Genomic DNA, 18,629 nt, shown 5'->3' with positions numbered 1-18,629 from the left:
AAAGCATAAGCACATGACGGATATCGGGAGTTTTTTGAAATGGAAAATGTAAAAGAATTCATTGAAACGGAAGTTGAAAAGATCAAAAGTCAGGTTGACGGGACCGCTCTCATCGCGCTTTCAGGCGGCGTTGACAGCTCCGTCTGCGCCGAGCTTGCTTACCGCGCCATCGGCAACAGATTGCTTCCGATCTTTATTGATACGGGTTTCATGAGAAAAGGGGAGCCTGAGCAGGTCAGAGAAGCATTTTCCCATATGAATGTCAAAGTGATCGATGCAAGCGACCGTTTTTTTGAAGCGGTTGAAGGAATTGAAGATCCCGAACTGAAAAGAAAAGCTGTCGGCGAAACCTTCATCCGCGTTTTTGAAGAAGAAGCCAAGAAAAGCAACGCCGATTATCTCATTCAGGGAACGATTTATCCCGATGTTTTGGAATCCGAAAAAGGAATCAAAGCGCACCACAATGTCGGCGGCATGCCTGAGAAAATGGAATTTAAAGGCGTTATCGAGCCGCTTTATTATTTGTACAAAGATGATGTCCGCGAAGTCGGGCGCGAGCTTGGTCTGACGGTTGCGCTTTCCGAGAGAATGCCGTTTCCCGGTCCAGGACTGTCTGTCCGCGCCTGCGGACTCGCAACGCGCGAAAAAGTCGCCGCCGCCCGCGAAGCAAACGCAATCGTTGAAGAAGAAGTCATGGAGGCGCTCAAACCGTGGCAGGCGCTTGCCGCCGTCATCGGAAAAGGAACGGGACAAAAAAATGAAAAGCGCGTTTACGGCTGGATCATCGCTGTTCGAATCGTTGATTCAAACAACGCGATTACCGCCGAGCCTTTGGAAGTTCCGTATCCGATTTTGAAAAGAATTCAGGAAAGAATCACAACAGAAATTCCCGATGCGTGCCGCGTTGTTTATGACGTGACGCCCAAACCGCCTGGAACGATTGAATTTGAGTAATTGAAAATCTTAAAAAACACACACAAAAGAGAATTGTAAAATGAGACAAAATTTGCCTCATTTACATTTAATAATTTAAATTAAAAATTAAGAAATTGTTTGAACTGAAAAAAGATCATTTGGCTAATTTATTCACTTTATCGTTCATCTTTTTGATTTCTTTATTGATTTTATCATTCATCTTTTTGATTCTGGCGTCCATCTTTTTGATGTCACTGTTGATGGATTTGTTGATTTTGTCAATGTTTTTCTTCATTTTGCCTTGTGTTTTTTTATCAGTTGCTGCTGATTTTTTGGAATTGCTTTTTGCCATAATAATCTCCTTCTCTTTTTTAATAAATCATTTTTAAACAATAAGTAAAATAAAACTCTGCAATTATATCAGATTTAAATTTATAAAACCAGAGTTATTAATTAATAAAAATTTATGAATATAAATAAGTTTGCTCATTATGAAAATGAGAGAAATTGGTTAACGCGACCATTGCCGCTTTGATTAAATTCATTGCAGTCAGACACGAATTAGACAAAATTAATTTTTCTTCAAAAGAAAACGAATGTAAAACGATAGCGTTTTATCTCTGTTTTTCTTTTGAAGTGTAGATTCAAGTTTTAAAGTTTAAAATTTTAAATTTTCAAGTATCAAGTTATTAAATTTAAAAGTATCAAGTTTCAAGTTAACAAATTATCAAATTTTCATTATCAAGTTATCATTATCAAGTTATCATTATCAAGTTATCAAATTTATTCAAATTTTCAGGATTATCGAATGATTATGTCTCTCAATCAAACCGTTCTTGAAATCCGCAATCGTCAGCGGATCAAATCAAAACCTTATGACGAGCCGGCAGCGTTTTGGTTCGGCAAAGACAATCTGCGCGGCGAAGTCGTCGACGTCATGACAATCATTTTCCAAACCTCCGGCTGTTACTGGGGAAAACAAGGCGGCTGCACGATGTGCGGCTACGTTTACGACAGTTCGACAGGCGAGCCTTCCGATGACGACATTATAATGCAGCTTGATAAAGCGCTGGAACAGGTGGAGAGAAGAAAGCTTGAAAAATTCATGGTTAAAATTTTCACATCGGGAAGTTTCTTGCATGAGCGCGAAATATCTCCCGATCTTCGAAAACGGATTTTAAAGAAACTCGCGGATGATGACAGAATCGTTGCCGTTCTTGCCGAAACCCGTCCCGAATTTGTAACCGATGAAGCCGCAAAAGAGTGTTTGTCCGTGATGAACGGCAAGCCTTTGGAATACGCTTACGGACTTGAAACCACAAACGACAGAATCCGCCGCGAATCGATCAATAAAGGCTTTACTTTTGAAAAATTCAAAAATGCGGCTGAAATCGCAAAGCGAAACGGCATTTTCACGAAAGCTTATTTGATGCTTAAACCGCCGTTTTTGTCGGAAAAGGAAGCGATGGAAGATATTTTAAAAAGCATTGATGATGTCGCGCCTTATGCCGAAACGGTTTCAATCAATTTGTGCAATGTTCAAAACGGAACATTTGTTGAAAAACTCTGGGAAAACAAAGAATTCCGCCCGCCATGGCTTTGGAGTATTGTCAAAATTTTAAAAGAAGCCAAAATCAAACATCCGGATTTGTATTTGATGTCAGATCCCGTCGGCGCCGGCGCGAAACGCGGTCCGCGCAATTGTAAAATTTGCAGCAGAGATGTTGCCGATATGATCCGCGAATTTTCAATCACGCAGGATGTCAAAACGCTTGAAAACGTTGACTGCGATTGCAAATTGCTTTGGGAAAAAGAACTCCTGTTGGATGATTTCACATTCGGCGCGCCTATTTTGGATTAATTAACTTTGAAGATTGATTAATGATTTTTATTGAATTATTGGAAGAGAAAAGATGTCTCAAAAAAAGATTTTCGAGAAAAAAATGTCATCCGACAAGGATGGGCTGCGCTTTGCAACGCCCGAGCCTGTCGCGAAATACAGAGCAGCGCGTCTTGCGTGCAATACGATTGCCGACATCAGCTGCGGAATCGGCGGCCAAACGATTTATTTTGCGCAGCGCTGCAAACATGTCTACGCGGTCGAAATCGATTCGCAGAAATTGGAATATGCGAAAGAGAACTGCGCGAAACACGGGCTTGAAAACATCACTTTCATATGCGGCGACGCGCTTGATCCGGCCGTGATTGCTCAGATTCCTCAAGTCGATGTCGTCTTTTCCGATCCGGCCCGCCCGCCCGAGGAGGAAATGCGCCAAGTCGACAGTCTGCGCCCCGGAATTCCGATGGTGATGGAAGCGTACGCCGAGAAGACGCAGAATTTCGCGTTTGAAGCGCCGCCGCAAATGCCGCCCGAGCGCATCGATTTTGATTGCGAGAAAGAATATATTTCATTGAACGGTCAACTGAATCGCCTGACGCTTTATTTCGGCAAAGGTGTGAAAAGATACAACAGAATTGCCGTGGCGCTTCCCGAAGGAAACGCGTTGGTTGACGCGCCTGTAGAACTTCCGCCGTTGGTTGAAACCGATAAACCGATGCTTTTTATGTTTGAGCCCGATCCTGCCGTGATTGCCGCGGGACTTCTCAATGAGCTTGTCGATGATATGATCAAAGCGACGGGGGGGCACGTTCGCGTGATGAAAATTGATAAGAAGAGAACATTGCTGACGGCGGATTTATTAACGGTGAATCCGATGAACAAAAGCAATTTCATTGTTCTTCGAATCATGCCGTTTGAAACGGAAAATGATTATGCAGAAATCAATGAGTTTTTGAAAAAGAGCAATGTCGGAAAAGTGACGCTTCGCGGAAGCATTGACCCGAAAGATTACTGGGGAATTCGAAATCAGTTGGAAGCGAACTTAGACGGCTCTAAAAAAGTGCATTTGTTTTTAAGAGAAACAGAATCGGGACAAAAAGAAGCGATTCTTTGCGAATTGATTTATGAGTAAGAATAAAGTTTGTGTCGGCAGTGCCGGCACAATTCAAAGATTTTTAAAAACAATAGCAAGAGAATAAAAACGAAAGAGGAAGTTTTGTGTCGGCACTGCTGACAAAATTCAAAGATTTTAAAAAACGATGATAAGAGAACAAAAATAAAAAAGAAGTTTTGTGTCGGCACTGCTGACAAAATTCAAAGATTTTGAAAAACGACAACAAAAGAACAAAAACAAAACACGAAGTTTTGTGTCAGCACTGCTGACAAAATTCAAAGATTTTAAAAAACGGTGATAAGAGAATAACATTTACTTTTATTTTTCATTATTTCAAAAATCGATGAGCGATTTTCATCATTTTTTGAAAAACGGAGCGGCTCGCGCGCGGCGGGCGGCGGACAGCCGACTGTTGTCCCGCTGCAGTCGCAAAACAAGAAAAGACAAAATATATAATAAAATCACACATCATTTGTAATAATTAATTCAATTGTAAAAGAGAGGGTTACAATGACAGAAAACAAGAAAACGGATCTTTTAGAAAAAGGCGCAATTATTCAGCGCGACGGCGAAACTTACGCGATTGCGCCGCATACGCCTGCCGGACTTTTAACGCCTGCAATACTTCGAAACATCGCAGATGTCGCCGAAAAATATGATTTGGCGGCAATCAAAATTTCATCGTCGCAGCGCATCGTTTTAATCGGACTGAAAGAAGAAGAAATCGACAGCGCATGGAAAGATTTAAACATGGATCCCGGCGCTGCAATCGGCGTGTGTGTCCGCAGTGTTCGCGCGTGTCCCGGAACGACATTTTGCAAGCGCGGCAAACAGGACTCCATGAGTCTCGGATTGAAGCTGGACGAAAAATATCACGGCATGGCAACGCCTGCCAAAATGAAGCTTGCCGTTTCGGGCTGTACGCTTTCGTGTTCGGAATCTCTGATTCGAGATATCGGTTTTGTCGGCGATACGAATGGTTTTAAATGCTATGTCGGCGGCAGCGCCGGCGCAATGCCGCGCATCGGAGACTTAGTCGCCGAAGGGCTTTCGGAAGAAGAAGCGCTCGCGATGACTGAAAAGATTATTTGTTATATGAAAGAGAAAAATTCAAAAAAGAGAATCGGCAAATATATTGATGAAATCGGATTAGACGAATTTAAAACGGGAGCCGGAATTTAAATAAATAAAGAAAAAGATTAAGTTAATCTGATTAGCTCTTCTTTTTCTTTATTTGTGATGATTTTTTTATGGTGTAAAATCTCAATATGATCCAAAGTTAAGCAACGATAAACAACAATCATATCTTTAAATCTATCAAAATTTAAAATATTATTTTTGACAAGTTGTAAATAAACTTCGTCTTTTTCATCTTTACATGCATGATGTAGAAGCATATGAGCCTCAGGTCCTAGTACTAACAAATTAAGCGTAATATCGGGACCATTTTCTGTAGAAAATTCAATTATATGATGCGCTTCACAATAATGTCTACCATCAGACATTTTAAAAATATGTTTTTGAAGGTATTGGCACATATATTGTGCTTTGATTTTAGCTAATTCTGCAATTAACCGATTTCTTCGCCTTTTGCCTCCCGAATCAACCATTGGATTATTTATACTTCTTAAATTCATTTTCATTTCGAAATCGGGATTGTCTTGAGCTAATTTTAATAATTCAGGATTCCTTTGGTGTAAAATTAAATCATTAAGTTCATTATTTCCGCCACTGTAATTATCAATAATTGAAAGTAAATTTTCTAAATCTGCTACCAGATAAGAAATATCGTCATCTAATATCTTTTTTGAATAATCTGTAAGATTATATATGTCTAATGTTTGATTATATTCAATTAAACCAAAACAATCAAGATACAATATAAAACTCTTAAATTTAAAAGTTGGACTTTGCGAAGAACGATATGCGAAAAGACGACCTTCGCGTTCCCACCCCATCTTTTTAAAGAAAAAACTCTTTTGATCTCCTTCTGAAGAGGGAAGTGTTCGTCCAATATTTAATGCACGACCTAAAATTTCGGAATCTTTCTGAAGGGAATCAATTCTGCCAAATAAAATAGATAATTCAAATTTTGTAACAGACCTATTTATCTCGGACATATATTTTAAGATCAGATAGGCGGGCCTGTAATCAGCATCGGCAGAGACATCAATGGATTTAAGAGATTTAAAAAAGCTGTTTGTATTAATATTCATCAAAATTAAATTATTTCGAATAACTGGAATTAACAATGCCCTTTCTGTCGTATAATATTCTCGACATTTATTATAATTAATACACTTAAAACCATTAGATTCATAGATCATTCCAAAAAATTCAGACAAAAACATCAAATGCCTGAACATACGCCCTTCTTTGTTGTAATGATCATTTATATCGGAATCTGAAAAATCAAAATATCTTTTTTCCATGTCAAAATCACGAAATACAGGTTTTAATGTATCCAATTCGGGCAAGATAGAATGAATGCAAAACATTAATTCTTTATAATTAAATCCTGAATTAATTTTATTTTCAGTCAATAAAAGGTATGCCGAAAGAGATTGAATCTTATTTAGATTCATATCTGAAAAATGATCGCGTGGCATATTGATAACTTCATTATGAAATTTATCAAACCCTTCTTGCGTATTCATATATTCTGAGTAATATTGATCAAAAAAACTCATACCAACACCCTTTTTCTGAAATTAATTATATTTTGATGCATGTGATTGATTTTAAACGCAAATGGATAACCGAATGGATAAAGTGGTTTATTGTCTTGCAATAAAACAATGGTTCCAACAAATTCGAATCCGATACTTTCCATCAATGAAACAATATCCGATTGAACACACACTTCTTTTTTGTCAACTGTAAAATCACTTATGACAATGGAGCAGTATTTGTTGTCATTTAATATCAGATAGCATTGTTCCATGACAAGGCGCAACAAATTTAAGAAATCTCCATATGTATCCTGATTTCCTAAATCGGATGGACAATCCGAATAGTATTCAACTCCTAGTCGGGAGCCGTTTCTATACCCTTTATGACTATTATCATTTCTTAAACCTTTCGAATTGTTTTTAAGGATATTATGATAAGGAGGAGACGTAACGATATAATCTATATTGGAAATTAAATGTAGATCTTTAGTTGAATCACCAACAATATATTCATAATCATCCTCAATCATTCCCTTTTTGGAATATCTTTCAATAGCAAGCAAACGATATTTTTCATTCAAATCAACGCCAATTCCAACACGCTCCAAATTATAAGCAGCAACCCCCGTAGTTCCCGAACCCATAAAAGGATCTAAAACACGCATTCCTTTCTTAGTAAAAAAAGAAATCAACTTTTCGATGTCTTTAATTAAAAATGGTGCAGGATGTGCAAAAGCAGCCTTATCATCAGCACATTTTTCAGAAACCCAGAAACTTTTTGTGAGTTTAAGCCACTCTTTTCCAGTTAAATCATTAAGTTTATTTCTTGGATCATATTTGCCTTCCATAATTGATTCCCTTTACCCTTTATACACCCATTTAGATCCAGATCTGTATGCATATTTCTCAATGTAAGATGTTATACTTTTAATATCGGGAGTTAAACCATTTGGATATTTAATAAATATTTCTGCAAGGACTTCATCTAAAGTTAATTCTTTTTTGTTCATAAACAACGTGAGAACTGTTTCATCAACCCGTTCACTTAATGCAACTGTGTTTTCAGAATCAGTAAATTCATCTTTTAGCCACCATAAATTACCGAAAAGTTCATTATTGCTAACAATAACAAAAATATCCCCTATATGTTTTTCTAAAAAATAATTAATATTTTCATCAAACTGATCAAGATTAAAACCTGCCTTTGAAATTTCCGATAATAATCCATTAAACAATATCTGATAAGGTGTGGGTTCATTTCTTGCGTGAATAATACTTACTGCTCGATCAATAATAAAATTTTCAAATTCATCTCTTGTTGTTTTTATTTTTTCCACATAAGAAGATTTACTGCAGCGGATGTAAAAATCACTTGCTGACGTACCATAAGGATTTGCAACATTTGACTCGCCTGTCCTCCTGTTTTGTTGATGAATGACTTTTTCAACTTTAAAACCGGCTTCACTAAGAGACCTTAGAAAAGAATTCCAAATCATCAAATCTTTATTATGGAAAGTGAAAACAATCTTTCCATCTGGCTCAAGAATTTGATAGAGATTTTTAATGCCTTTTGTAAATCTCATAGAGTAATCAGAAAGCCCAAAAAATCCTTTTTTGACAGTAATTTCCGCATTTATGTCAGAAGCATATTTTAAATCATATTTTTTTAGCCAAATTAACCAAATTTGACTTAAATCAAGATATTGAACTAATCCGCCGTAGGGGGGATCAGTAATAATAAAACTAATACTTTCATCTGCAATATAATCAGTAATATGGTTAATATCAATAACACCATAAATAATATCAGCAGTAGTTGATTGATTTTTTTTAAAATCTTTATCAATATATTCAATTTTTGGAACTTTTCCAAGATAACTGACAACGCCTTCTAATGCACTTTGAACAGATTGTTTTCCAATACAATTATTCTTAAAAAGAAACAGAGGGTTCATTTCCATTTGTCTTTTAGAACATATATATGCAGACCTGCCCCAACTTGTTGAAAAATCACGGTTTGCAGCAGTTCTTCTTGGAACACACATTTTAGAACAAAGATGCAAACTTTGGATAAATCCAAACAATAATTGTAATTGTAAATTACGATTATTTTCTTTGATAATTTCATCAAATATAAAAGATAAAATGTAAAGATTTCTAGGTGTCCATAAATCCGAAAAGTTTGAGCTGCCGATGTTTTTTAAAAAAGAGGAGGAAAAACTGGGAGACTTATAAAACATATCAGAAGGATACCATCGAGGTTGATTGATTGTGAACATTTCTTCAGATAACTGTTTCTGATGTTTGGAAGGAGAAACTAATGAACGTTCCCTACAACGAGAACAAAAAACTCCAATTTCATATATATTTCCATCATCCCATTTAAAATGTTGAGCAAACGCATCAGAAGACCCGCATTTCGGACAAGAATGGCTGTAATATTTAATATAAACAGGATCAGACTGAATTTTAGAAATAATCAAATCCACTGAATTAAAAAAAGATTCTCGATCAAATACGGTTGCATAAACCTCAATGATAAACGAAGTTAAAGGATTCAAATCAAATGCTATGCCTTTACGCCCGTTTTTTACAGCTTCAAATGCACTCATTGCACTCCCCGAAAATGGATCCAAAGCAAATCCGTCTTCGGAAGTATAGGTGTCAATATATTTACCCCAAATATTATGCGGCTTTTTTCCCCAGTACTTCATTGCTGTGTATATGGGGGGTCTTTTTTCTTCAACTAAGGCAAAATCAATATCTTGTGTCATCCAATCCTTCCGCTTTTAATCCAATTTATTCAATTAAATCAAAAACCTAATTTCAACTTTGTTACATCTTGAGATTTATTTAAATTGTATCCTCTATCAATAAAATTAACCTAAGACTAAATATAAATCAAAATCAATCTTAATATATGACAAATCTTGAAAATATCTCAGAACTTGAAGAAAATGAAGAAACGGAAAAACTTCCGAAAACAAAGCCGACAGACATTTCCGAATCCTTGAAAGCCGTCGGCGCAGACGCTTATTTGATGCACGGGGCACTTCACGACAGCGATATTTATTATGCGACGCGCTTTTTGGCGTCCGATCCGTTTTCTTATTTGCTGACCGCTGCCGGCGACGAAACACTTTTGATATCGGACATGGAAAAAGGTCGCGCCGAAATTGAATCTCGCGTTGAAAATGAAAAAATCAAAACGACAACGGATTACAAATACCGCGAAATCGCCAAAGAAAAGAAAGATGCCGATCTCGCTTATGTTCTCGTTTTGAAAGAAATGATGGCGGAAAAAAATGTCAAAACCGTTGCCGTTTCTTATGATTTTTCGGCTTATTATTTTGACATGCTTCAAAAAGAAGGCGTCCGTGTTGTTTTGATCAAATCGCCTTTTGTCAAATCAAGAGCCGTGAAAACGCCGATTGAAATCGAAAAGATTGCAGAATCCCAAAAAGCGGCGGAAAAAGCAATGGCGGCGGCGATCAAAATGATCAGTTTTTCATTTCCCGACGCCACAGGAAGCGGAAAATTGGTTTACGACGGGCAAGTGCTGACCGGAAAAATGGTTTTATCGGAAATTGCCCGCGTTTTAATGGAAAACGATTGCGCCGATGAAGAAACGATTGTCTCCTGCGGTCCCGACAGCGCCGACCCGCACGGCAAAACGTACGGCGCGCTTTACGCGAATCATCCGATCGTGATCGATATTTTTCCGCAGCACAAATACAACCGCTATTTCGGCGACATGACTCGAACCGTGATTCGCGGCGAGGTTTCCGAAAAATTGATTCTCATGTATGATGCGGTCAAAGGCGCGCAGGAAATCGGCGTCAAAACAGCAAAACCGGGTGTCACGTGCGCGGAAGTTCACAATGCGGTTTGCGATTATTTGGAAAATGCAGGCTTTGATACTTACAGAAGCGGATCCAAAGTCGGTTTCATTCACACAACGGGACACGGCGTCGGACTCGACATTCATGAAATGCCTTCTGTGTCGGACAATCCGCACGTTTTGGAAGAAGGAAACGTCATTACGATTGAGCCCGGGCTTTATTATCCGGGTGTCGGCGGCATTCGAATCGAAGATACGATTGTCATTACAAAAGACGGCTGCCGAAATTTGAATACGATGCCGAAAATCTTTGAAATTGATGAAATGATGAAAATGATTTAAGATATGATTTATAAATTAAAATGACTTTTAAGATTATCTTTTTAACAATTTCTTAAATTTCATTTTAATAATTTCTTTAAATTTCATTTTAATAATTTCTTTAAATTTCATTTAACAATTATCAGGATTAAAATCATGTCAAAATCGGAAATCAATGAAATCAACACGGATGACGTTCTGGATAAATACAGAGCCGCCGGCAAGGTTCATCAGCAAATCATGAAAGAAGCGCGCGATAAAATCAAAGTCGGAATGAATGTTTACGAATACGCGCGCTTTATTGACGAGCGCATTCTCGAACTTGCCGACGGATCGGCTTTTCCCGTCAACATTTCATTCAATGAAGCAGCCGCTCACGATACGCCTCTTTTGAATGACACGCGCGTTTTCGGCGAAGATGTCGTCAAAGTCGATGTCGGCGTTCATGTCGACGGCTACATCGCTGACGGTGCCATGACAATTGATCTTTCCGGAAAACACGGCGACTTGGTCAAAGCAAGCGAAGAAGCATTGAAAGCGGCAATCGACACAGTCAAAGCAGGCGTGACGACACAGCAAATCGGCGCGGCTGTTGAAGATACGATTACGGGTCTCGGATTCAACCCGGTCAGAAACCTGATGGGACACGGCCTTGCACAGTACACGGCGCATGCCGAGCCGTCTGTTCCGAACATCAGACATTCCGGATTCGGCGCCGAACTGCGTGTCGGAGACACAATTGCGATTGAACCGTTTGCAACCGACGGCGAAGGCTTTGTTGATAACGGAAGCATTAAAGAAATTTATTCCCAAGTCAAGCTGAAACCGACAAGAGTTCCGTTTGTCAGAAAAGTTTTGGAACAAATCAACGCTTACAACGGGCTTCCGTTTGCAAAACGCTGGCTTGTGAGCGACAAATTGGACTTGGCGCTCATTCAATTGGAAAGAGACGGCATCATCACAAGTTATCCTGTTTTGATTGAAGTGTCGGGCGGCTTGGTGTCGCAGGCGGAGCATTCCGTTATTGTGACCGAAGACGGCTGCGAAGTGACGACAAGAGGCTGAATTGATAGATTAAATTATGAATTTAATATTTGAGAAATTAAATTGATATTAATCAAAATAATAAATCAAAATAAAATAAAAAAAGAATCGGAGCCCGAAAATGATTTTTGAAACATTGGAAATTGACGGAAAAATGTTTGACGCTTATTCAATTTCGTTAAAGCCGGCGCCGTTTCTTCTCATCCGCTCTGCCGACAAATCTTTTTTAGCGTGCGGTTTTTTGGATATTGCCGCGGCCGACAATTTAAATGCGTGCGCGGCAAAAGTCAAAGGCGTGAAAACGTTTGACGATATGCTGAAAGCGGAAGTTATCGCCGTCACAAAAGAAGCCGAAGCAAAAGGCGTCAAAGTCGGAATGACGGGAAAAGAAGCGCTGTTGAAATTTTAATTTTTTACTCTTAAATTTTTACTTTTAAATCTTTATTTTTATGTTTAAATTTTAAATTTTAATTATTAAGAGCTTGAGAAATTATGCCGTTTGAAGATGCGCTGAGAGAAAAAGACGGCGCCGTTTTTATTGATTTGGAAGTGACGCCGGGCTCTAAAGTGATTCAGGTCCCGAGCGGTTATAATGAGTGGCGCAAACGCATTGAAATTAAAATTACGCAGGCGGCGCAGAAAGGAAAAGCGAATGAGCAGATCATTGACGAAATGTCGGCTTTATTCGGGATTTCTTCGTCGCGAATTTCAATTGAGAACGGGATGACGAGTTCTAAAAAAACGGTGAAAATTGAAGGGATAAATGTTTCGGAAATTCAAAAGATTTTGGAAGCGAAATTATGAAACACCACGCTGCCGACGATCGAAATAAAATCGCGCTTGAAGAAATCGAATCCGTTCTGAAAGATTTAAACGGTGACGGCAACGACCCAAAACCGCTCAACTCTTTTTTAATTATTGTCGAAGGTCGAAGAGATGTTGTTTCACTCCGAAATCTCGGGATCAATGCCGAAATTGTTCCTTGTGCCAACCGTCCCGCTGCCGAATTTTGTGAAGAGATCGCGGAAAAAAGAAAAACGGCAATCATTTTAACCGACTGGGATCGAAAAGGCGGCATTTTGGCGGCGCGGTTAGAAGATCAATTCAAAAATTTAGAAGTGCGGGTTGAAACTTCTCAGCGCGAAAAACTGCTTTTTTATTCGAAACGCGAAATCAAAGATGTTGAAAGCTTGTACGCTCACGTCGTCAAGTTAAGAGAAAGCGTTTTAAAAAAGTTTGAAAAGGAAGAAGAAAGTGATTCGTTTTTGTTCGAATCGGATTTGAAATGAAATCTTTTGACTTTTTTGAAAAGAGAAAGTTTTCATTAATCATTTGGATTTTGGTTTTTTGAGAAGAAGAGTTTAATTTGTTTTTATCAGCTTGAAGGCTGCGTTGAAATGTCGACCACCGGACCTTCAGAGTCCATTTTAGAAACAGTAAGTAAATTGCCTTTGCGTTCAATTAATGTCGCTTCTGTGACTTTTAATTGATTGACGCCTTCTTTGCTTTTATGAACGACGAGAAGTTTTTGACCTCTCTCGGGACTGTTACCGAATTTTTGAACCATGTTTGTGACGACTTGTTCAAATTCGGAATAAATGAGAATTTCCGTCTTATTCGCCGATTTCCTGATACTTCCAATCGGCTCAACTGTCAGGAGCATACTTTTTTGCCAACCCAATTTTGATTAATAAATTTTAATTTGAATAATTGATTTATTCATAAATTTATACAAACACATTAAACGAAAAGTCATCAACCACAATGATTCTTTATTCGTTATTAGTCGATAAACTCAACGGCAGTATATATGCGTTTCGTTTACTGACGAAGAGAGAAAAACGGGTAAACAAAAGGTTTAGGAAGATGACAATTAAAAAAACAAAGAATAATATTTTCAATAACAATCGGATTTAAAAATACCCGATAATTACAAATTAAAATTGAAACAATTAAAATATATAATTATAAATAATGATGAATTCGAACACTTAAAAAGAATAAAAATTGTCGAAAAAATAAGAAATTGTCGACAATTAAATGATACCATTATTCCAAAACCACAAAGAATCCCGGATACATTACTGAATTTTCTTCCGTGCCGTAATTTTTAAGATAAACGAGATACTGCTGTCCGACATTTAAGTCCCAAATCAGCGGATAAGCAGATTCAACCGAGATATAGTTCCCGATTTGACCGCTTTGAATAATGACAGTCACTTCCGTCACATTTTCTCCCTTAATCAAATAATCAATATCAAAAACGACAGGCGTACAGATGTAATCATCACAGCCCGAAATCGAAACCAAATCATATTCAATATAAGTTCCGTCCTCCGATCCGTAACCGCCTTTTCCGGAAACAGCACCATAAAGGCCGCTCGGCGGCTCCTGATTAGAAGTTGTCCAAACAGACGGATTTATGGTTTCGACGGTTCCGTAAAAAGCAATGTCTGCTTCGGGAAGTAAAGTTTCATTGGAATAACCGACGGTTGAATAATTTGACCATGTTTCAAAAACGATATTGTCTTCATACGGAACACTTCCGGGAGAATAAGGTTCGATTTTTTTGTTCAGCGGATTTATTGAATTTTGATCTGTGTTATCCAAATGAACAGATGTTGAAGCATCAGAAAGCCAAACTTCGTAAGCCCAGCCCTGCGCGGGAGAAGTTGTAAGAATTAGAGGTTCGGCATAAATTAAAACATCCATCCCTTCTGTAATATTTTCCGAGAAATAAGTCGAAGATGAAAATTTGAAGTATGTATTATCCACCAGGAAAGCGCCGTCATACCACCTTTCTGAATCAGTGTTAATATAGATGTCTTCAATTGTCCCGTTAAACATACGGAATTCTGTTCCTTCGTAAAATAAAGTGGCATGTGTTACGGCAGCAGGCGAAAGCACTCCGTTGATTTTGTCGGGAGTGAACCGCAAATAAATAAATCGTCCTTCTTCCGGATAATAAGTATCGGCAACGTAAAAATTACTCACGGTTTCATTGTTAACAATGAAATACAGCTTTGTTTGACCGTAATGTGAAATATTCTCATTTTCAACCGTTAAATACAAATCATCACCGACAGTTCGAAGTTCTGTAATATGTCCGCTGAATACGTCCATTTCAGGATTGATTGCGACTGAATCATTCGAATTTGATGAATCATTTGAAAGGCAGCCTGAAAGAAAAACAGCACATAAAATTAAACAAAATCCGATTTTTAAGAATAATTTCATTGAAAACACCTTGAATAAATATTAATTGGAATAAATGTTGAATTCAATGATAACATTATTCCAAAAATATTATTAGTTCAGCCAAACTTCATAAACCCAACCTTGAAGCGGATAACTTTCCATTAAATAAGGTCCTGCATAAACCGTCACATTTGAGCCGGCCGGAATATTTTCGGCGATATAAGTCGAAGAATTATAAGAGAGATCAATCGGCGTTCCGTTTGCTGCATTTAATCGGAAACTTCCTTTGCCTTCCGAATCGGCATCAAGAGTTATTTTTTCAACGGTTCCGCGAATTAAAAGCAATTCTTCGCCTTCTTCGAACAATTCAGCCGATGCGGCGTTGATGACCGTTGACAAATTACCGTCATCGGGAATGACATAACGCACGAAAATGAATTTGTTGACTGCCGATTGGTAAGCATCTGTGTTTTCGGCATAATTTTCTGTTTCATTATTGAGAATGAAAACCATATTTGTTCGACTGTACCGTGTTTCGTTTTCATTTTCAACAATCAGAAGAACGGAGTCTTCCGAAACGACAGCGCTTGTAATCGTGCCGCTGAAAACGCCGGCATCATTGTTTGCCGGAATCACGGAATTTCCGGAATCATTAGAAAGACAGCCGGCAAATAAGACGGCGCATAAGATCAGACAAATAGATAATCGAAATATTACTTTTGATTTCAACATGAGTGGCACCTTAAAAAAAATTGAAAATAGAATTCAAATGACAGAAAATTCAACAATAATAAAAATTCAGTGTATGAATTAAAAATTGAATTAATGCATAATAAAGCAATAAAGCATAATAAAAAAGGGAGACGGAAATAAAAAATTTCCGTTCTCATAATTTTTTTAATTTACAGGAATAAATCAGGCATATTCGCGAACTTCGTAAGCCATTGTCTGCGGCGGGCTGCTTGTCTGGATGACCCAGTTGCCGTAAACATTGATTTTGGTTCCTGCTGTCACGTTTGACATATTCATATAGAATTGTGTGTCGCGGTCGCAGTTAAAGATCATGGTTGAATTGTTTTCGAGTTTGACTTCGATTTTTCCGACATAAGTCGTGTTGTTGACATTGACTTCGGGCGTGACGCTCACGATTTCGCCGTTGTAGACGGTCATGTTGGCGTACTGAAGCAGGTTTGCGACAATGGCGGTTGTCTCTTCTCTCGGACCGTCAGCGGGCGGCGCGTAGTAGACTTCAACATATTGTCCTTCCTTCAAATCGGAGAGATTGAAATTCATTTTGGAGTTGTTGTCGAAAATAAATTTCATGTTTGCAGTGCCGAAATTCGTCCCTTTGACCTGGGATAAAGTCATAGAAGTCTCATTTCTTTGGTTTGTGACATTAATCACATTCCCGCGGTACATTGCAGTGTCGGCGGGCGCGGCAATCGGGTCCGGCGGCAAGAATGTGGTGTTGTTCGTACCATTTGTCGAGTTATTCGTCGAATTATTGTCTTTGTCACCGCCGAGGCAGCCGGCAACCAAAACGGCGCCTAAAACCAGGCACAAACCGATAAAGAATAATTGTTTTTTCATAATTATGAACTCCTGTATCAACTTTAAAGTGTATCAGATAAAGATTATTTGAAAATATGCGGCTGAATTGTGCCGCATATAATAATATTAAATTAATTATATAATATATATATTTGTTTCTACGCCTCACTTTTTAAATTTTTTCGTCCAGAATAAAAACGCCTCTGTTAACCGGCGTATAATAATTCGTATCCGAAACAAGATTGTCATCAAACGGACCTGTCAAATAAAGCAAATAGCTTTCGCCCGCGGTAAAATCCCAAGGACTGACAACACCGCGCGTATCGCTGACCCAATATCCGCTCGTTTTTGTGAATCCGCCATCGATTTGAACCGTGATTTCATTTGTTACATTTCCTTTGACAACATGATTGATTTCAAAGACAATCGGTGTGGAAACAGGACGAGTCTCAACAGCCGGCTGAATTTCTTTTAAGGTTGCATAAACAACAACATCCGCTTCACGTTTTATCCGCCGCGCTGCTTTAAACGGATTTTCCGCTTCAGCATCAGCAGTCATGGAAGACAAATAATAATTGTCAGAATAATAATATTCCAAAATATCATCAGGTATCGGCGGCAGACCGGATTTTGATTCCAAAACAGAAGCCGGTTTATGCAAAGGATTCAAACCGTAAAAATTCGGGTTGACATCGGCAATAAACCAATAATACCAAAATCCTGCGGCTCCTGCAATCAGAAGAATGAGAACGGCAAAACTTGCCGGCAATGTTTTTTGATATTTTTTCATATTATCACCGTTTCGAAATCATCCCATTACCACCAATCAGAATCATAATCACTTGTCACAAGATAACTGCCGCCGAACATGACAAAGTAAGCATCTTCGTCCTGAATTGTCACAGGGCTGTCACATTGAGAAGAAGTTTTAGACAAATAAAGCAAATAAACGGTAATTCTCTGGAAATCCCACGGCATCGGACCGGATTCATGATAATAAACGACCACGTCTTCCGTTTCACCGCCGAAAAGACAAACCGTCACCTCGTCTTCCAAATCGCCTTTGACAAGATCTTTGATTTCAAAAGTCACCTAAGTGTACAAAATATGACCGCGATTATCGGTATCAAATTTGACATGCGTCCTGCCGTCTTCATCTGTCCATTCCGTCGGCGTCATGTAACCGTCGGGCGCTTTTCCGTCAACTGTATCCCAAACAGCGGGATGAACTTCTTTGATGCTGGCATAAACGACAGCATCCGCAAATTCAACACGATCTGTGGGGGAATACCACGGGCGTAAGCAACTAATAAACGGTCCGTCAGGATCGCTTGTACTGTGCTGAAGAAAAACTTTCCCTTTCGGAACATTAGCCAGCCAAAGAGGCTGAAGTTCATCAACGACACGGTCGCCAGGCGCTGTTAAATTTGTCGTTCGGAATTCAAACTCTTGAAAAACATCTGTATAGAGACATCCTGCAAATACGGTGCCGCAAAGAACCAATAAAATCAATGTGAAACAAACCTTAAAATTCATAATTTCCAACCCTTTTTCATTCGAATTAATCGTTTACATGATAAGCTTTTAAAATGTAATATTGGTCTCCGCTCTCCGTCTTTGAAAGACACAGCAAATAATTGCTGTTTTCTTCAAAATCCCATGGAGACAGCAATCCGTAACAATAAACAACAAAACCGTCAACTTCGCCGCTGCTGACACGAACATTTATGTGTTCGGCAGAATCACCTTTGACAACATAAGTCGTTTCAAAATCAATATCGGTATAAATTGAATAATCTAAAATAGTGACATAGCCTTCAGCGTTAAGCGGCGGATTTCCGTCAGGCGTATTCCAATAAGACGGGAAAATTTCTGCGGCTGTTGCATAACAAATCAAATCGGATTCATTGAGCAATTCGTTTTCTGTATAACCGCGAACGGAATAATTCATTTGTCTGTAATTTTTGTGATCTTCGGGCATTGGAACATTATCAGAAGAGGGAATGATTTCCGAGATGTTTTTGCTGAGCGGATTAATTGTGTCGGGTTTTAAACAACCCGATATTGAAATTGAAAATAAAATTAAAATGAATAAAATGCAAAAAATTACTCGACTCGTATTAATATTCATTA

At 38.4% G+C, this 18,629-nt stretch carries 21 protein-coding genes; 9 read left to right on the top strand and 12 right to left on the bottom strand.

From position 1 onward, the window contains the following. The first annotated feature begins 39 nt into the window (after positions 1-39). On the top strand, positions 40-954 hold the full coding sequence (gene guaA, locus MmiHf6_RS09235) for a glutamine-hydrolyzing GMP synthase (protein WP_316557501.1): 915 nt from the start codon (positions 40-42) through the stop codon (positions 952-954). Positions 955-1,069: 115 nt separating this feature from the next. Here guaA and MmiHf6_RS09230 read toward each other — a convergent pair whose 3' ends face one another. Continuing rightward, the gene (locus tag MmiHf6_RS09230; RefSeq protein WP_316557500.1) at positions 1,070-1,267 is read right to left on the bottom strand and encodes a hypothetical protein; all 198 of its coding nucleotides are present in this window, start codon (positions 1,265-1,267) and stop codon (positions 1,070-1,072) included. A gap of 456 nt (positions 1,268-1,723) precedes the next feature. Between MmiHf6_RS09230 and MmiHf6_RS09225 the strand changes: the two genes are divergently transcribed. The 3 genes from MmiHf6_RS09225 (at position 1,724) to MmiHf6_RS09215 (ending at position 5,051) form a co-directional block, all read left to right on the top strand. Beyond that, positions 1,724-2,776, top strand: coding sequence for an archaeosine biosynthesis radical SAM protein RaSEA (locus MmiHf6_RS09225; RefSeq protein ID WP_316557499.1), 1,053 nt, complete (start codon positions 1,724-1,726; stop codon positions 2,774-2,776). A gap of 52 nt (positions 2,777-2,828) precedes the next feature. Continuing rightward, positions 2,829-3,887 carry a methyltransferase domain-containing protein gene (locus MmiHf6_RS09220; RefSeq protein ID WP_316557498.1) on the top strand — a complete coding sequence of 353 codons (1,059 nt, stop codon included), beginning with the start codon at positions 2,829-2,831 and terminating at the stop codon, positions 3,885-3,887. 492 nt (positions 3,888-4,379) lie between these two features. After that, positions 4,380-5,051, top strand: a complete 672-nt coding sequence (locus MmiHf6_RS09215) for a nitrite/sulfite reductase domain-containing protein (protein ID WP_316557497.1) — start codon at positions 4,380-4,382, stop codon at positions 5,049-5,051. 17 nt (positions 5,052-5,068) lie between these two features. Here the strand turns inward: MmiHf6_RS09215 and MmiHf6_RS09210 are convergent, their stop codons facing one another. The 3 genes from MmiHf6_RS09210 to MmiHf6_RS09200 are packed head-to-tail and all read right to left on the bottom strand — an operon-like array spanning position 5,069 to position 9,315. Then, positions 5,069-6,559, bottom strand: a complete 1,491-nt coding sequence (locus tag MmiHf6_RS09210) for a hypothetical protein (protein ID WP_316557496.1) — start codon at positions 6,557-6,559, stop codon at positions 5,069-5,071. After that, the gene (locus MmiHf6_RS09205) at positions 6,556-7,389 is read right to left on the bottom strand and encodes a DNA methyltransferase (RefSeq protein WP_316557495.1); all 834 of its coding nucleotides are present in this window, start codon (positions 7,387-7,389) and stop codon (positions 6,556-6,558) included. The genes MmiHf6_RS09210 and MmiHf6_RS09205 overlap by 4 nt, the downstream gene beginning before the upstream one ends. Positions 7,390-7,401: 12 nt before the next feature. After that, a complete protein-coding gene (locus tag MmiHf6_RS09200; protein ID WP_316557494.1) occupies positions 7,402-9,315 on the bottom strand; it encodes a hypothetical protein in 1,914 nt (637 codons plus the stop codon). Between the two features lie 146 nt (positions 9,316-9,461). On the opposite strand from MmiHf6_RS09200, the gene MmiHf6_RS09195 reads away from it, so the two are divergent. The 5 genes from MmiHf6_RS09195 (at position 9,462) to MmiHf6_RS09175 (ending at position 13,036) form a co-directional block, all read left to right on the top strand. Next, a complete protein-coding gene (locus MmiHf6_RS09195) occupies positions 9,462-10,724 on the top strand; it encodes a M24 family metallopeptidase (protein WP_316557493.1) in 1,263 nt (420 codons plus the stop codon). Positions 10,725-10,859: 135 nt separating this feature from the next. Further along, positions 10,860-11,768 (top strand): type II methionyl aminopeptidase, encoded by a 909-nt coding sequence (gene map / locus MmiHf6_RS09190; protein WP_316557492.1) that lies wholly within the window; start codon positions 10,860-10,862, stop codon positions 11,766-11,768. Positions 11,769-11,868: 100 nt separating this feature from the next. Then, complete coding sequence (locus tag MmiHf6_RS09185; protein ID WP_316557491.1) at positions 11,869-12,156, top strand: YunC family protein; 288 nt, start codon at positions 11,869-11,871, stop codon at positions 12,154-12,156. Positions 12,157-12,239: 83 nt separating this feature from the next. Further along, complete coding sequence (locus tag MmiHf6_RS09180) at positions 12,240-12,551, top strand: DUF167 domain-containing protein (RefSeq protein ID WP_316557490.1); 312 nt, start codon at positions 12,240-12,242, stop codon at positions 12,549-12,551. Next, positions 12,548-13,036 carry a toprim domain-containing protein gene (locus MmiHf6_RS09175; RefSeq protein WP_316557489.1) on the top strand — a complete coding sequence of 163 codons (489 nt, stop codon included), beginning with the start codon at positions 12,548-12,550 and terminating at the stop codon, positions 13,034-13,036. Before MmiHf6_RS09180 ends, MmiHf6_RS09175 begins: the two co-directional genes overlap by 4 nt. 86 nt (positions 13,037-13,122) lie before the next feature. Here the strand turns inward: MmiHf6_RS09175 and MmiHf6_RS09170 are convergent, their stop codons facing one another. From MmiHf6_RS09170 to MmiHf6_RS09135, 8 genes are all read right to left on the bottom strand, one after another. Further along, entirely contained in the window at positions 13,123-13,410 is a 288-nt protein-coding gene (locus tag MmiHf6_RS09170; RefSeq protein WP_316557488.1) for a hypothetical protein, read from the bottom strand. Between the two features lie 386 nt (positions 13,411-13,796). Next, positions 13,797-14,984 (bottom strand): hypothetical protein, encoded by a 1,188-nt coding sequence (locus MmiHf6_RS09165; RefSeq protein ID WP_316557487.1) that lies wholly within the window; start codon positions 14,982-14,984, stop codon positions 13,797-13,799. A 72-nt stretch (positions 14,985-15,056) separates the two neighbouring features. After that, positions 15,057-15,677, bottom strand: coding sequence for a hypothetical protein (locus MmiHf6_RS09160; RefSeq protein ID WP_316557486.1), 621 nt, complete (start codon positions 15,675-15,677; stop codon positions 15,057-15,059). Between the two features lie 183 nt (positions 15,678-15,860). Then, entirely contained in the window at positions 15,861-16,535 is a 675-nt protein-coding gene (locus MmiHf6_RS09155; protein ID WP_316557485.1) for a hypothetical protein, read from the bottom strand. Between the two features lie 133 nt (positions 16,536-16,668). Next, positions 16,669-17,286 (bottom strand): hypothetical protein, encoded by a 618-nt coding sequence (locus MmiHf6_RS09150; protein ID WP_316557484.1) that lies wholly within the window; start codon positions 17,284-17,286, stop codon positions 16,669-16,671. Positions 17,287-17,312: 26 nt separating this feature from the next. Beyond that, positions 17,313-17,588 (bottom strand): hypothetical protein, encoded by a 276-nt coding sequence (locus MmiHf6_RS09145; RefSeq protein ID WP_316557483.1) that lies wholly within the window; start codon positions 17,586-17,588, stop codon positions 17,313-17,315. Beyond that, on the bottom strand, positions 17,589-18,032 hold the full coding sequence (locus tag MmiHf6_RS09140) for an immunoglobulin domain-containing protein (protein ID WP_316557482.1): 444 nt from the start codon (positions 18,030-18,032) through the stop codon (positions 17,589-17,591). A 25-nt stretch (positions 18,033-18,057) separates the two neighbouring features. After that, on the bottom strand, positions 18,058-18,627 hold the full coding sequence (locus tag MmiHf6_RS09135; protein WP_316557481.1) for a hypothetical protein: 570 nt from the start codon (positions 18,625-18,627) through the stop codon (positions 18,058-18,060). Positions 18,628-18,629: the final 2 nt, after the last annotated feature.

This window comes from Methanimicrococcus hongohii (assembly GCF_032594095.1).
GTDB classification, from domain to species: Archaea; Halobacteriota; Methanosarcinia; order Methanosarcinales; family Methanosarcinaceae; genus Methanimicrococcus; species Methanimicrococcus hongohii.
The sequence above is the reverse complement of the archived record's forward strand: the minus strand, read 5'-3'. Positions and strand labels throughout refer to the sequence as shown.

Coding starts and splice junctions, on each gene's coding strand:
- guaA (WP_316557501.1), top strand. CDS start 40: ATGGAAAATGTAAAAGAATTCATTGAAACGGAAGTTGAAAAGATCAAA.
- MmiHf6_RS09230 (WP_316557500.1), bottom strand. CDS start 1,267: ATGGCAAAAAGCAATTCCAAAAAATCAGCAGCAACTGATAAAAAAACA.
- MmiHf6_RS09225 (WP_316557499.1), top strand. CDS start 1,724: ATGATTATGTCTCTCAATCAAACCGTTCTTGAAATCCGCAATCGTCAG.
- MmiHf6_RS09220 (WP_316557498.1), top strand. CDS start 2,829: ATGTCTCAAAAAAAGATTTTCGAGAAAAAAATGTCATCCGACAAGGAT.
- MmiHf6_RS09215 (WP_316557497.1), top strand. CDS start 4,380: ATGACAGAAAACAAGAAAACGGATCTTTTAGAAAAAGGCGCAATTATT.
- MmiHf6_RS09210 (WP_316557496.1), bottom strand. CDS start 6,559: ATGAGTTTTTTTGATCAATATTACTCAGAATATATGAATACGCAAGAA.
- MmiHf6_RS09205 (WP_316557495.1), bottom strand. CDS start 7,389: ATGGAAGGCAAATATGATCCAAGAAATAAACTTAATGATTTAACTGGA.
- MmiHf6_RS09200 (WP_316557494.1), bottom strand. CDS start 9,315: ATGACACAAGATATTGATTTTGCCTTAGTTGAAGAAAAAAGACCCCCC.
- MmiHf6_RS09195 (WP_316557493.1), top strand. CDS start 9,462: ATGACAAATCTTGAAAATATCTCAGAACTTGAAGAAAATGAAGAAACG.
- map (WP_316557492.1), top strand. CDS start 10,860: ATGTCAAAATCGGAAATCAATGAAATCAACACGGATGACGTTCTGGAT.
- MmiHf6_RS09185 (WP_316557491.1), top strand. CDS start 11,869: ATGATTTTTGAAACATTGGAAATTGACGGAAAAATGTTTGACGCTTAT.
- MmiHf6_RS09180 (WP_316557490.1), top strand. CDS start 12,240: ATGCCGTTTGAAGATGCGCTGAGAGAAAAAGACGGCGCCGTTTTTATT.
- MmiHf6_RS09175 (WP_316557489.1), top strand. CDS start 12,548: ATGAAACACCACGCTGCCGACGATCGAAATAAAATCGCGCTTGAAGAA.
- MmiHf6_RS09170 (WP_316557488.1), bottom strand. CDS start 13,410: ATGCTCCTGACAGTTGAGCCGATTGGAAGTATCAGGAAATCGGCGAAT.
- MmiHf6_RS09165 (WP_316557487.1), bottom strand. CDS start 14,984: ATGAAATTATTCTTAAAAATCGGATTTTGTTTAATTTTATGTGCTGTT.
- MmiHf6_RS09160 (WP_316557486.1), bottom strand. CDS start 15,677: ATGTTGAAATCAAAAGTAATATTTCGATTATCTATTTGTCTGATCTTA.
- MmiHf6_RS09155 (WP_316557485.1), bottom strand. CDS start 16,535: ATGAAAAAACAATTATTCTTTATCGGTTTGTGCCTGGTTTTAGGCGCC.
- MmiHf6_RS09150 (WP_316557484.1), bottom strand. CDS start 17,286: ATGAAAAAATATCAAAAAACATTGCCGGCAAGTTTTGCCGTTCTCATT.
- MmiHf6_RS09140 (WP_316557482.1), bottom strand. CDS start 18,032: ATGAATTTTAAGGTTTGTTTCACATTGATTTTATTGGTTCTTTGCGGC.
- MmiHf6_RS09135 (WP_316557481.1), bottom strand. CDS start 18,627: ATGAATATTAATACGAGTCGAGTAATTTTTTGCATTTTATTCATTTTA.